Origin of the sequence: Pseudomonas sp. TH31, assembly GCF_016650815.1 — a bacterium.
Taxonomy (GTDB): domain Bacteria; phylum Pseudomonadota; class Gammaproteobacteria; order Pseudomonadales; family Pseudomonadaceae; genus Aquipseudomonas.
The window spans coordinates 473,799-487,184 of the sequence record NZ_JAEKEZ010000038.1 but is presented as its reverse complement, the minus strand read 5'-3'; the positions used below and the strand labels follow the sequence as shown (position 1 = coordinate 487,184).

Annotated in this window: 6 protein-coding genes and 1 pseudogene; all 7 read right to left on the bottom strand. The window is 60.5% G+C overall.

Annotation, left to right across the window (positions count from 1 at the left end; translation table 11 throughout):
- Positions 1 to 10: 10 nt before the first annotated feature.
- The 7 genes and pseudogenes from JFV26_RS32585 to JFV26_RS32555 all read right to left on the bottom strand — a co-directional run bounded on the left by JFV26_RS32585 (position 11) and on the right by JFV26_RS32555 (position 13,064).
- Entirely contained in the window at positions 11 to 3,082 is a 3,072-nt protein-coding gene (locus JFV26_RS32585; RefSeq protein WP_201197620.1) for an autotransporter serine protease, read from the bottom strand.
- Positions 3,083 to 3,291: 209 nt separating this feature from the next.
- Positions 3,292 to 6,245 (bottom strand): annotated as a pseudogene (gene eprS / locus JFV26_RS32580) (autotransporter serine peptidase EprS).
- A 130-nt stretch (positions 6,246 to 6,375) separates the two neighbouring features.
- Positions 6,376 to 7,740: a TolC family outer membrane protein gene (locus tag JFV26_RS32575; RefSeq protein ID WP_201197619.1), complete on the bottom strand. Its 1,365-nt coding sequence runs from the start codon at positions 7,738 to 7,740 to the stop codon at positions 6,376 to 6,378.
- Between the two features lie 2 nt (positions 7,741 to 7,742).
- A complete protein-coding gene (locus JFV26_RS32570) occupies positions 7,743 to 9,092 on the bottom strand; it encodes an HlyD family type I secretion periplasmic adaptor subunit (RefSeq protein WP_201197618.1) in 1,350 nt (449 codons plus the stop codon).
- Positions 9,089 to 10,876, bottom strand: a complete 1,788-nt coding sequence (locus tag JFV26_RS32565) for a type I secretion system permease/ATPase (RefSeq protein WP_201197617.1) — start codon at positions 10,874 to 10,876, stop codon at positions 9,089 to 9,091. Before JFV26_RS32565 ends, JFV26_RS32570 begins: the two co-directional genes overlap by 4 nt.
- A gap of 202 nt (positions 10,877 to 11,078) precedes the next feature.
- Positions 11,079 to 11,513, bottom strand: coding sequence for an AprI/Inh family metalloprotease inhibitor (locus JFV26_RS32560; RefSeq protein ID WP_201197616.1), 435 nt, complete (start codon positions 11,511 to 11,513; stop codon positions 11,079 to 11,081).
- A 96-nt stretch (positions 11,514 to 11,609) separates the two neighbouring features.
- A complete protein-coding gene (locus JFV26_RS32555) occupies positions 11,610 to 13,064 on the bottom strand; it encodes a serralysin family metalloprotease (RefSeq protein WP_201197615.1) in 1,455 nt (484 codons plus the stop codon).
- Positions 13,065 to 13,386 lie beyond the last annotated feature (322 nt).

The window sequence follows — 13,386 nt, the reverse complement described above, 5'->3', positions numbered from 1 at the left end:
TGGCGTCAAATCAGAACTGCCAGTCCAGGGTCAGGCCCACACCGTGGTCCTTCTCGTTGGAACCGATCAGTCCGTTGTAATCCAGGTTCACGCGGGTTGCCTGGCTCAAGGCCAACCCGGCGCGCAGCCCGACGACCGCGGCGTCGCGATCCAGGGACACGCTCTGCACGCTGAACGCAGTGTTACCGTTGGCGAAGGCCAAGTGGTCTTCGGACCGGGTGCTACTCAGGTTGTGCTGCCAGCCGAGGCTGCCGGACAGTTCCAGTTTTTTCTGGTCAGACAGCGCAATCGCTTTGCTCGCCCGCAGACCAAGGGTCGACAGCACCGCGTCACGGTTGTCTTCACCGCCCTTGAGCGCCGCGGCATCACCCTTCTCGGTGAAACCGTCGCTGTTCAAGTGCACGTAGGCCAGGTTGGCGAACGGTTCCAGTGCCAGCGGTTGCAGGTCCAGTTTGTAAGCCGCCTCGGCGAACAGTTGAGCCGTGGTCGCATCGCGTTTGGTTTTCTGCTTGCCGCTGACATCGCCGAATTGCAGTTCACGTTTCACATCAATCCGATGCCAGCTGTAAGCACCACCGACGCTCAAGCGCAGGGCATCGATTTCATGCCCCAGGTAGGCACCCAGGTGGTAGCTGTCGACTGATGCCGACGAATGCGTGCCATCGCCCATGCTCAACGAACTGTCGCTATAACCAGTCACGAAACCGAGACGGGTTTTTTCAGCAATCAAACCATCACCACCGACCAGCAAGCCACCGATGGAACTGTTGGAACTGGCGTTGTCATGACCGCCATCGCTCTTGCCCCAGGCGCCAAGGGCCTTGACCCAGAGGTTGCTTTTGTCATCGGTCGGCGCGCCGGCGTTGAACAGATCCCGTTCACGCAGACGCTCGCTGACGGCATCACGCAGATAGCGGCTGTCGTTGATTAGCATCGTGCCAATGGCCGGATGAATCTCGCCGGACAGTTGCTGGAACGCTTGCTGGGCCACCGCTGCAGTCGGCGACAACAGCAGGGTTTCGTACAGCGCATTGCCCGCGCCCAATTGCTCGGCGGCAGCGCCTGCAGCGCGTTGGTTTGGAGTCAGGCCAACGCTGCTGAAAGACGTTGCGTTACGCTCCACTGCCAGTTGAATGCCATTGGCCGAGTAGTCGAGGGCACCACCGATAAACAGGTAGTTCGGCAGTACCGCACCGAATTGCCCTTGTATACCGCCGGCCGCTTGCAGGATGTTGTACTGATGGCCGAGCAAGGTTTGGGTCTGGGCGGTGGTCAGCAATGTCGGGCTGTTTTCCAGGGACAGGCTGACCGTAGCGCCATCGATCACTGCTTTGCCGCTGGCGACGATCTGGTCGCTGCTGGTCGGTGACAGTTCCACGGCGTAGGTCGAACCCGGCTCGAAAACCACATCCCCAGCTACATGCAAGGTGCCGATGGAGTTGCCGGGCGCCACGGTGCCGCCGCTCTTCGCGGTCAATGCGCCGATGCTGCCGTTGCCGCCGAGGATGCCGCTTTCATTGACGGTGACCGCGGACATCAGTGAGCCATTGATCGCCAAGCGGCCCTGGTTGACCAGCGTCGGACCGCTGTAGGTGTTGGCACCGGTCATCACCAGTGTGCCGATCCCCTGTTTGGTCAGGCCGCCATGCCCGGAAATGTCGTTGCGCCAGGTGTCGAGCCCGCAGTGCACGTCGTTACAGACACGCTCGGTGGGTTTGCCGGCGTCGACGATCGCGCCGATGCCTGGCAAGTCCGCGACAAACTGGCTGGAGCCGTAGGCACCTTCGATACGGAACTCTTGCGGGATGTCTTTTTCAGTCACGAACATCGCCGGGCCATTCACGCCCTTGCCCAGGTTGATCATGCCCCAGCCGTACAACGCGTCGATGCCGGGGGCGCCGAGGTCGGTAGCGGTAGTGCGCAACACGCTGGCGACCTGCGCGCCGGTCATGTAGGGGAAGCGTTCCATCAACACCGCCATGGAGCCGGCCACGTGCGGCGCCGCCATCGAGGTGCCGTTGTAGTTGGCGTAGCCGGTGGTCAGGTTCTCGGCGTTGGTGCCGCTGATGATCGAACTGTAGATTTTGCTGCCGGGTGCCGACACGCAGTAACTCGCGGTGTAGCCGCAGCGCGAGGAGAACACGCTGATGTTGTAGAGGTTGGCACTGGTCAGGTCCGGGTTCTTTTGCAGTGCCGCCACGGTGATCCAGTTTGGCGCAATGTCCGGCACGAAATAAGCCAGGCCGGCGATGGCGTCCGGGTTATTGAGGTTGTAGTCGTTGCCAGCGGCGAAGATGGTCACGATGCCGCTGCGGGCTGCGGCGATAGCGCCGTCATAGGCGCCGCCGGGTTTGGTCCCGAGCAAGGGTTGGATCTCGTTGAACTGCAACTGGGCGTCCTGCACGGTGAAGTGTGGAAACGCCGGGTTGCGACCGCCGAGGTCAAAACGGTCGGTGATGCCGATGCCCCAGCTGTTGTTGATGATCCGCGCGCCACTGGCGATCAAGGCATCCCAACCGGCCTTGTAGACCGCGCCATCGTTACCGCGAATGATCCCGTCCTCCGGGCCTGGATCGCCGTTGTCGGCACTGATGATCTGCGCGCCGAAGGCCACGCCATGCATCGGCCCACCGTCGCGGCTGCCGGCAGCGATCCCGCCGACGTGGGTACCGTGGGCGCCGAGTTTGCCGTCGGAACCGACCGAGGGCGTACCGTCATAACGGAACGCATCCCCGGCTTTGACCGGAATGTAGGGATCGGTGTATTCGCGAATGCCACTGGTGACCAGGTTGATTACTTTGTTGGTCCCGGAAAACTCCGGGTGCGCGGCGTAGACCGGCTGGTCGAAGATCCCCAGTTTCACGCCTTTGCCGGTGTAGCCGGCGGCGTAGGCGTCCTGGGCGTTGATCGCGCCCACGCCCCAATCGGCCTGGAACTCGGCACTGCGCCAGCTGTTCGGGTCACCGGGTTTGCCGTTTTCCACGTAAGGCGCGGCATGGGCGGTGCCCAGCGTGGCCAGTGCGCAGAGCACTGCATAGTTGAGGGTTTTCAGGGCAAATTTGTTGTTGTTATCAAGCTTCATCCAACGACCATCCTTAGTTGTGTTGCCAAAAATACTTGTGGCAATGAGGCGTTACCTGTGGGAGCGGGCTTGCTCGCGAAGGCGTCCTGTCAGTCACGATTAATGTTGGCTGACAGTCCGCTTTCGCGAGCAAGCCCGCTCCCACAGGGGTTCATCGTTTCAATCCTTAAACCGGGCGATCCTCATTGCCGCATTCGTCGTTTACCGCGTTAAAACTGCCAATTGAGGCTAAGCCCCACGCCATGGCTCTTCTCGCGGCTGGCCAGCTGGCCGGTGTAATCGAGGTTCAAGCGAACATCGCGGCTCAGGGCCAGGCTGGCATGCGCGCCGACCAGCGCGGCGTCGCGCACCAGTGGCGAGCTTTGCACCGAGAACGGCGTGCTGGCGCTGGCAAACGCCAGGTGTTGCTCCGAGTCGGTACTGCTCAGGTTGTGCTGCCAGCCGAGGCTGCCGCTCAGGTCCAGTTGCTGCTGGCCGGACAGGTTCACGGTTTTCAGCGCCCGCAGGCCCAGGGTGCCGAGCACCGCATCGCGGGTGTCGCCGTGGCTTTTCAGCGCAGCGGCATCGCCTTTTTCGGTGAAACCATCGGTGTCGAGGTGCACGTAAGCCAGGTTGGCGAACGGCTCCAGCGCCACGGGTTGCAGGTTCAGGCGATAGGCCGCTTCGCCGAAGACCTGAGTGGTGGCCGCATCGACCTTGGCTTTCTGCCTGGCACTGACATCGCCGTATTGCAGGTCACGTTTGACGTCAGCCCGATGCCAGCTGTAGGCACCGCCCGCGCTAAGGCGCCAGGCGCCCAGTTCGTGGCCGGCATAAGCGCCCAGGTGATAGCTGTCGACTTGCGCCGAGGAATGCGTGCCAGTCCCCATGTTCACCGAACTGTCGCTGTAACCGGTAACCAGGCCGATTCGGGTCTGCTCATCCAGCGCACCATCAACACCGGCCAACAGACCGCCAATCGAAGTGGTGTAGCCGGCCGTGTCGTTTCGGTCATCGGTCTTGCCCCAAGCGCCAAGGGCCTTGATCCAGCCGTTGCTTTGGGGGCCTTTCGCGTCCCTGAGTCGTTCACCGATTGCATCGCGCAGATAGCGGCTGTCGTTGATCAACACCGAACCCAGCGCCGGATAGATTTCCCCCGACAACTGCTGGAACGCTTGTTGCGCCGAACTGGCGGTTGGCGACAGCAGCAGGCTTTCGTAGACTGGATTACTCGCCCCGAGTCCTTCCACTGCACTGGCCACGGCACGCTGGTTCGGGGTTTGCCCGACACTGGCGAAACTCGTGGCGTTGCGCTCAACGCTCAGGGCAACCCCGGTGGCGGAGTAATCAAGACTGGCGCCGATGAACAGGTAGTTGGGCAACACCGCACCGAATTGGCCCTGGATACCACCGGCCGCTTGCAGAATGTCGTACTGATGACCGAGCAGGCTTTGCACTTGTCGGGTGCTGAGCAAGGTCGGGCTGTTTTCCAGCGACAGGCTCACTGTGGCGCCGCTGACGGTGGCCGTGCCACTGGCAACAATCCGGTCGCTGCTGGTCGGCGACAGTTCCACGGCGTAGGTCGAGCCCGGCGCGAAGGTCACGTCGCCGCTGACCTGTAAGGTGCCGATGGAGTTGCCCGGGCGACCGTGCCGCCGGCATTCGCCGTGAGTGCGCCGATGCGTCCGGAGCCGCCCAAGGTGCCGCTGTCATTCACGGTGACTGTCGAGGCGAGAGAACCATTCACCGCCAGCAGACCGCCGTTAACCGTGGTCGGGCCGCGAAAGGTGCTGTCGCCGGTCAGCATCAGCCGCCCGGCGCCGGACTTGATCAGGCTGCCTTCATAGACTCGACTGGCCGCTGCTGCATCCCGCGCCGTGCCCACCGCATAGTCGGTCTGATCCTGTTGACTGGCGCCAGCCGCCAGGCCATTTACCCAGCCCTTGTCCTTCAGGGTTTGTTGCCAGGCACTGTGTTCGGCGGCGTCTTCGGTCTGGCGCTGGATCAACGCCTTGTCGCTGATGCCGTTGCTCCAGACGTCGCTCTGCCCTGCCCCCAGATTGGCGTCGAACGCGCCGAGCAATTGCCCCGGCCCGCGCATCGCCCGATCGAGGTTGGCCACTCCCCAGCCGACCTGGGTGTTCGGTGCGTCGGTGATCGAACCGTCGAGTTGGGTCGCGGTGGTCAGCAGCACTTGCAGCGCTTGCTGGTTGTTCAGGTACGGATAGCGCTCCATTACCAGCGCCAGGGCGCCCGTGGCGTGAGGCGCGGACATGGACGTGCCGGACTTGATCGCGTAGCCGCCACCGGGAATGGTGCTGTCGATCTTCGCGCCGGGGGTGGTAATGCACCAGTACTTGGCGATCCCGCACTGGTTGTACTTTTGCTGATTGCCTTGATCCAGCCCCGAGACGGCCAGCCAGTGCCCTTCCAGATCCGGCTGGAAGTACGGCAGCGCCGAACGCACGCTGGCGTTGGGATAACCGCTGTTGCCGGCGCTGAACACATTGATCACACCGCGTCGGGACACATCGGCCGCGGCATCGAGCCAGGTGCCTTTGTTGAAGTGTTGAGCATAGGCCGCGTGCAGATCGTCGAGGGTTCGGTAGCTGACATCCGGCGGCTGGCTGCCCCAGCTGTTGTTGATCGCCCGAACGCCGGCATCTGCCAGGGCGTTGTAAGCCGCTTTGAAATACTGCGGATCGGGGTTGGGGCCGAACAGGAAGCTGTCGTTCTTGTTGGTATTGGCCACATAGATTTGTGCGTTGTACGCCACGCCGTGCATGCCGTTGCCATCACGGGAAGCGCCCATGGTGCCGGTGACGTGAGTGCCGTGGGAATCGTTGTTGGGATTGAGTGTGCCGGCGACATTGAACGGCGAGCCGTCAACGTAGCTGCCGCTGGTTGTGACCGCGTGGTAACGGTCGGTGGCGAACTCGGGATGGGTGGAATCGAAGCCGGAATCCAGTTCACCGATTTTCACGCCTTTGCCGGTGATACCGGCGGCATAGGCTTGATCGGCTTGCATGCGCGCAAGGCCCCAATCGCGCTGGAATTCGGCCGAGCGCCAACTGGCGGCGTCGCCAGGTTTGCCGGTTTCGAGGTATTGGGCCTGGGCGGCGGGCAATGCAGAAATCAGGAGCAATAGCGTGCCGACCGAAACCGGCTTGATCTTAACGTCCATGTCTTCTCGCTTTTCTTGTTTTTGCAGGAGCTGCCGCAGGCTGCGATCTTTTGGCATTTGCAAGAATGCCGAGATCAAAAGATCGCAGCCTTCGGCAGCTCCTACGGGATGTGCGATTTTTCCTTGGGTGTTACCGGGTCCTTGGGCCCTGGCCAAACGCCTCATCAACCCTGGCCAAATCCTGCTCGTTCAAGGTCCCGGCGTAGTAATGCAATTTGGTCCACGCCATCAGGTAGTCATAACGCGTCTGGGCCAGGTCGCGGCGGGTGGTATAGAGCTGTTGTTCCGCGTTCAGCGCATCAAGGTTGACGCGCTCGCCGCCCAGAATGCTTTGCTTGGTCGAGACCACCAACGCTTCAGCGGAGGTCAGGGCTTTTTGATAGGCCCGCAGTTTGCTCACCCCGGACAGGCAGGCACTGAACTGGCGGCGCAATTCGATCAAGGTTTCCCGGGTCTTGCCATCCAGCTCGTACTCGGCCTGTTCCATGTTACTGCTGGCCTGGCGGGTCATCGCCGAGACCCCGCCGCCGGCATACAGCGGCACGTTGACTTCGATGCCAATGGTGTTGGTGTCGTAGCGCTGGTTGTAGGTATTGCCGCTTTCCGACTCGTTCTGGCGCACCGAGGCATAGGCGCTCAGTTTCGGCAGGTGCCCGGCACGGTTGCGTTCAACCTCGTAGCGCGCCACTTCCACAGCCTGGCGCTGGGAGGCCAGGTTCGGGTTGTTGGCCACCGCCATCTCGTGCCAGGTATCGTAGTTGGCCGGTTGCAAGGTGAAGGTCTGGAAGTTCTGATCCAGCGGCGTCAGATCGCCGATGTTGATTGTCGGCACACCAATCAACGCCCCAAGCTCGCGCAACGAGGCGTCCTGCTCATCGCGGGCCTCGATTTCCTCGGCCGTGGCCAGCTCATAACGGGACTCGGCTTCCAGAATATCGGTGCGCGTGCCCTCGCCCTGGCGGAACATCTGTTCGTTCTGCTGGAACTGTTGTTCGAAGGCTTTCTTCTTCGCTTGCGCGATGTCGATCTGGTCCTGAGCGAACAACGCCTTGGTGTAGTTCTCCAGCACCCTCACCAGCAACTCCTGGCTCTTGCCGCGAAAGGCTTCGTCGGCGAACAACGCTTGCGCCACACCTTTGCGATACGAGGCGTACGCCTCGTAGTCGAGCAACGGTTGTTGCAGGGTCAGGGTCGAGCCGTAACTGCTGTAGTTGCGGTCCTGGCTACCGTTTTGCCCGCGCTCGTTCAGTTGCGTGGCCTTGGAAGAGTTACGCCCCTTGTTGTAGTTGTAACCGATCTTGGGCAACAGCCCGGCGCGGCCGATGATGCGGTTTTCAAGGCCGGCATCCCGCTCCTTGATCGCGCCGAGGAACACCGGGTCATTGCGCAACGCTTGTTCGTAGATTTCAAACGGCCCCTGGGCCATCGCACTGTTGCAGGTCAGCAACGCCAGGGCCGCCCCGAGCATGGAAAGCTTATTCATACAACCGAACATCCTTATTCCTCGGTCAACGCGGAGCCTGCCCGGTCGAGCAGCGGTTTGAACAGATAGTTGAGGAGTGAACGCTCACCCGTACGCACGAACATTTCTGCGGGCATGCCAGGTTTGATCACCAGCCCGTGGAGTTTTTCCATGGCCTGGTCACTGACACTGCTGCGCAGTACGTAATACGGCGCGCCGGTTTTTTCGTCGATCATCTGGTCGGCAGAAATCAGGCTCACCTGACCCGGCACGCGGGGCGTGCGGCTCTGGTTGAATGCGGTGAACAGAATGTCCACCGGCAGGTGCGTGCCGACCTTGTCGATCAGGTTGACCGGCAAGTGCCCTTCCACTTCCAGCGTGGTGCCTTGTGGCACGATTTCCAGCAGGGTTTCGCCCTGGCGCACCACCGCGCCTTCGGTGTGAACCCCAAGGTTGACCGCAATGCCGTCAGCCGTGGCGATGATCTCGCGGTGTTGCAAGTCGAACCCGGCGGAGGTCAGTTGCTCCTTCAGGGTGACGCTTTTGAGTTGCGCGTCGGCCAGTTGCGTGCGGACTTCTTTCTGGTACTCCTCGATGTGCTGTTGCAGCTTGAGCTTCGCTTCGAGGATGCCCTGCTCCACCCGGCCGCTTTCACCGGTGTTCTCGGCCAGTTGTTGCTGCACCTGCGACAGTTGACGCTGGTATTCCATCAGCCGGTTGCGCGGGATGTAGCCGTTGTCCGCCAAGGGCTGAAGGTTGCTCAACTGCTGTTGCAAGGAGTTGGCCTGAGCCGTCAGGTCGGTGCGCGCACGGCGCATGCCGGCCAATTGCGCACTGGCGCCTTCTATGTTGGCGCGCAATCCGCCCTGCTCGCGGAAATAGGCTTCGCGGCGGCTGCTGAACAATTGGCGTTGGCCTTCAAGCACCAGCGCCAGTCGTGGGTCGGCATCCTTGCTTAACTCGGCCGGGAAATTCACCTGTTTGAGGTTGTCCCGTTCGCTCTCCCAACGCGCCACGCTGGCCCAGGCCATGCGGTATTGCGCTTGCAGCGAATCGACGTCGGCCGCGACTTGGGTCTGGTCGAGCTGGAACAGCGGCTGACCCAGTTTCACCATCTGGCCTTCGCGCACCAGAATCCGGCTGACGACGCCGGGGCTCATCGATTGCACCGCCTTGCGCTTGCCGGACACCACCACGGTGCCTTGCACCGGGATGCCTTGATCCAGTGGGGCGAGGCTCGCCCAGGTGAAGAAACTGCCAGCACCGACGATCGCCAGAATCCAGCCCATGTGGGCGAAGAATCTGGCGTCGCGCTCAGGGCGCTCGGCGACGTAATCGTGCTCCATCGTCGCTTCGTTTTCAGTGTTCATGCGTGCGCTGCTCATACACCCGAATTCCTTGTCGTGGGCTGATACTGCCGGCTCATGCTGAGCCCGCCGGGTGCCTGCGCTGGTTTGTCTCTTTGCTGCTCCTGGTTGGCAGACGCGTTCCCGGACAGTGCCTTCAGCACATCGTGACTCGGGCCAAACGCCTGCAGGCGCCCTTCGTTGAGTACCAGCAACTTGTCGGCCTGGGCCAGGGCCGAGGAACGGTGAGTCACCAGAATCACGCTGGTGCCCCGGGCCTTCATGTGTGCGATGGCGCCGGCCAGTGCCGCTTCACCGACGGTGTCGAGGTTGGAGTTGGGTTCATCCAGCACCACCAGGCTCGGTTCACCGTACAGAGCACGAGCCAGGGCCACGCGCTGCTTCTGGCCGCCGGACAAACCGCTGCCGTCTTCACCCAGCACGGTGTCGTACCCTTGGGGCATGCGCAGGATCATTTCGTGGACACCGGCATGTTGCGCGGCCTCAACAACTTTCTGTGGGTCTGCTTCACGGAACCGCGCGATGTTTTCCGCGATGCTGCCGCTGAACAGCTCGATGTCCTGAGGCAGATAGCCGATGTACGGCCCGAGATCGTCGCGGTTCCAGCGATGGATGTCCGCGCCGTCAAGCCGCACCGTACCGCCGAGGGTCGGCCAGACACCGACCAGCACGCGGGCCAAAGTCGACTTACCGGACCCGGAGGCGCCGAGCACACCCAATACTTCCCCTGCGCCCAGACTGAAATTGACCATCTGCAACGTGGCAGCACGCTTGCCCGGAGGGCCGGCACTGACTTGTTCAAAGCTGATCTGACCTTTGGGTGCCGGCAGCTCCATGGCTTCGTCACTGGGTGGATAGGCTTGCAGCAACGCGTCGAGGCGGCGGTAAGCGAGTTTGGCGCCGCTCCATTGTTTCCACACTGCGATCAGTTGATCGATGGGGCTCAGGACCCGGCCCATGAGAATGGAGCCGGCAATCATCATCCCGGCGGTCATTTCGCCCTTGATCACCAACAAGGCGCCCAGGCCCAGCACCAGCGATTGCAGGCACAGGCGCAAGGTCTTGCTCGCGGAGCTGATGACTGCACCGGTGTCGCTGGCCTGATTTTGCAAACCCAGGAAGCGCGAATGCACCTGGAACCAGCGCTTGCGCAAGGCCCCGAGCATGCCCATGGCCTGAATGGTTTCGGCGTTATGCAAGTGGCTGGTGGCCAGTTGGCTGGACCGTTGGGAAAAACCCGCGGCTTCGCCCAACGGCTTTTTGGTCATGGCCTCGTTAAGGAATGCCAGGCCGATCAGCAGCACCGCACCGGCAGTGGCCAGCACGCCCAGCCAGACGTTAAACAGGAAAATCACAAACAGGTATACCGGGAACCACGGCGCATCGAAGAAGGCGAACAATGCCGGGCCGGTGACGAACTGGCGAATGTGGGTCAGATCCCCGAGCGACTGCCCGGCGTTGCCCTCGCCTTTAAACAGGTTGCGCTCGAACGCCGCCTGATAGACCCGCAGGTTAAAGCGGCGTTCCAGTTGGCTGCCGATGCGGATAACGATGAAACTGCGCACGATCTCCAGCAGGCCGATGAAGGCAAAGAAACCCACCACCATCAATGACAACATGGCCAGGGTTGTTTCGTTTTGCGAAGACAGCACTCGGTCATAAACCTGGAGCATGTAAATAGACGGAACCAGCATCAGCACGTTAATCAACGCGGTAAAACAACCGACGCTGACCAGGATACTTTTATAATCGCCCAGCGCCTTGAATAACGGTGCGGTGCCTGGGGCGTTCGCCATCTTCATTGAGTTTTCCTGAGATGATATGCCTCGCCATTCGTTGGCGAGATTTCTATTAATCTGTCCGCACACGGGTCGAGACATTCTTCGCACGTTACTGCTTACACATTCATAACAACTCTTTTAATCAATCGAGAGTTACGGTTAATGAAAGGCTGCTTATAACTGCACTGGCGAGCTATATATTCGGCACCTGGCATCGGGTCAGCTATTTTTTTCCTTGCACTGCGCGCACGAGCGTAATGACCAGACCTGACTTCAGAACAGCACTTTTATAAAGCCCCTCACGCTGTAGGCTGAAGAACACAATTCTTGAACCCTCTTTGCCGGTAATCGAGATGCCGTCCGGTTCCGGGAACCAGCCAATCGCCGGTTCGTCCAGCCAGGCACTGAGGCATTCGGCACCATGACCCAGGGTTTGCTGTTGTTCAAATTCGATGGCGCAGACGTTCGACGGCTTGTCCTGCAACGCTTGGGATTCGGCGGCGTCTTGCGGGGAGTTGAGGGTGGCCTGCCAACGACCTGCCAGTTCCGAGGGGTCCGCTAATTTCAGGCTGCTTGCCATGGCTACATCTCCAAAAAACATCATCAGCGTCGCCAATAGCCACGCGGTTGCTCTGTAGGTAAAGGCGTTATGGGTCATAATACGTTTTACTCCGGCGTGTAGCCTTACTCACACCTGGCAACGATGCAAGGACAGAGCGCGGCGCCTCAGGCGCCGCGCTCCTTTTGCCTTGAATCAAGCCACGATGTCTGTGGTAGCTGCCTGACCAACGGTGCTGACCAGGAAGTCAGCCACGCCGTGCCCGGAGAAGTCCACCGACAACAGGCTGTTGCCACCGGAGGAGGTCAGCACCGCATCGCCTGCCGCACCCGTGAACGAATTCACGAAGTGCAGGCCTGCGCCTTTGGTGATGCCGGTCAGGTCGATCTTGTCCAGGCCACTGACAAAATCGAGGATCTGATCAGCCGCACCTGGCTTGGAGTCGGTGCTGGCGGCAAACACGAAGGTGTCCGAACCCGAACCACCCCACAGCTTGTCTGCACCGCCCGCGCCGTAGAGGATGTCGTTGCCGGCACCGCCCTTCAGCTCGTTGGCCACGCTGTTACCGATCAGCAAGTCATTGCCCGAACCGCCAATGGCGTTCTCGATAATCGCGCCCTTGGCGATGGACACGTTGCCCACCATGCCACCAACGTCGGAGAACGAGGCATCATTGAGGTTGATCTTCTGGTTTTGGGTAAAACCGGAGAAGTCCAGGGTGTCCTTGCCACCCGCATCCCAAACCGAGAACACCAGCTTGTCGGACGACGAGGTGGCGCTCAGGAAGTCACGACCCGCATTGGAGTTGAAACCGTAGGTGGTGTCACCGGTACGGGTTTCCATGTTGGCGCCGTAGAGCTTCTGAATGGCCGCGATATCGTCCATCAGCGGGCCGGACGAATATGCTTCGACGCCGCCCTTGCTGAAGTTCTGGTTGGTATTGCTTTCACTCCAGTAGCTCATGAGGCTGTAGCCACGGGTGTCCTGGCCGTAGGACGCGTCGTTATAGGTCGGGTTGCCTTCGCCGGCGTTGTAGTCGCCAGGGTGAGCCAGGCCCAGGGTGTGGCCAATTTCATGCGTCAGGGTTTGACGCCCGTAGTTGCTCAAACCCAGGGTTTTGTTGACGTTGTAGCCACTGCCAGTCAGGTACCAGGACTGACCGTCATAACCCGGCTCCGTGCCCGGCAGGAACGCAAATGCCGCCGCACCTTCCTGGCCGCCGCTGTAGTTACCGAAAGTCATGTGGCCATCGCCACCCTTGGACGCTTCGGCAAAAGTAACATTGGCCACATCGCCCCAGGATTGCATGGCGAGCACGGCCTGGGCTTTTTGCAGGGCGCTGAACTGACTGAAACCGGTGACACCCAGACCGCTGAAGTTCGAGGTCTGGGACGTCAGAAAGGTGTAAGTCAGTTCGATCTTGCCGCTGCCGTTGAGATCGTGCCAGGAAGCACCATCGCGCAGCAGTTGCGTCGCGGCTTGATCCACCGAGAAGGAGGGTTTGCCATTGACCGTGAGGTTGCCGCCACGATCGTACTGATGGCTGAAGCTATCGATCTGGTTGAACGCAGAACTCGGCGCGGCCAGTGCTTGCAGTGGCTGGAAGGCCAGTTCGGCGGAATCAACAGCTTTGGCTTTTACTTTCGACATAAACACACTTCCTTGTTAATCAATGGAACAGTTTTTGTCCGACGGGACAATCTCTGGCGAGATCGTCCAATCACTCGCCCAATGAAGGCGTAAGAAACCTGACACAATTTGAAATCAAACGTCTACTACTTTTTTGAGGCCTAATTTGTGCACTCAGGCAAGTGCCCGGAAACAATGGATGCGGGGTCGAAATATTGTTTGCCGAGAGGCATTTTGAAATGATTGTCAGACAATTTGGTATTTAAATATTAAATAGATGTAAGTTGCATTTTGTCGAAAGCGTCTCACTTTGCTGGACTTATTAATATGAGTGCCAGTGCAT

What these genes read in the sequence shown, in the direction of transcription:
- JFV26_RS32560 (WP_201197616.1), bottom strand. Translation starts at nt 11,513, where the DNA reads ATGACCCATAACGCCTTTACCTACAGAGCAACCGCGTGGCTATTGGCG.
- JFV26_RS32585 (WP_201197620.1), bottom strand. Translation starts at nt 3,082, where the DNA reads ATGAAGCTTGATAACAACAACAAATTTGCCCTGAAAACCCTCAACTAT.
- JFV26_RS32570 (WP_201197618.1), bottom strand. Translation starts at nt 9,092, where the DNA reads ATGAGCAGCGCACGCATGAACACTGAAAACGAAGCGACGATGGAGCAC.
- JFV26_RS32565 (WP_201197617.1), bottom strand. Translation starts at nt 10,876, where the DNA reads ATGAAGATGGCGAACGCCCCAGGCACCGCACCGTTATTCAAGGCGCTG.
- JFV26_RS32555 (WP_201197615.1), bottom strand. Translation starts at nt 13,064, where the DNA reads ATGTCGAAAGTAAAAGCCAAAGCTGTTGATTCCGCCGAACTGGCCTTC.
- JFV26_RS32575 (WP_201197619.1), bottom strand. Translation starts at nt 7,740, where the DNA reads ATGTTCGGTTGTATGAATAAGCTTTCCATGCTCGGGGCGGCCCTGGCG.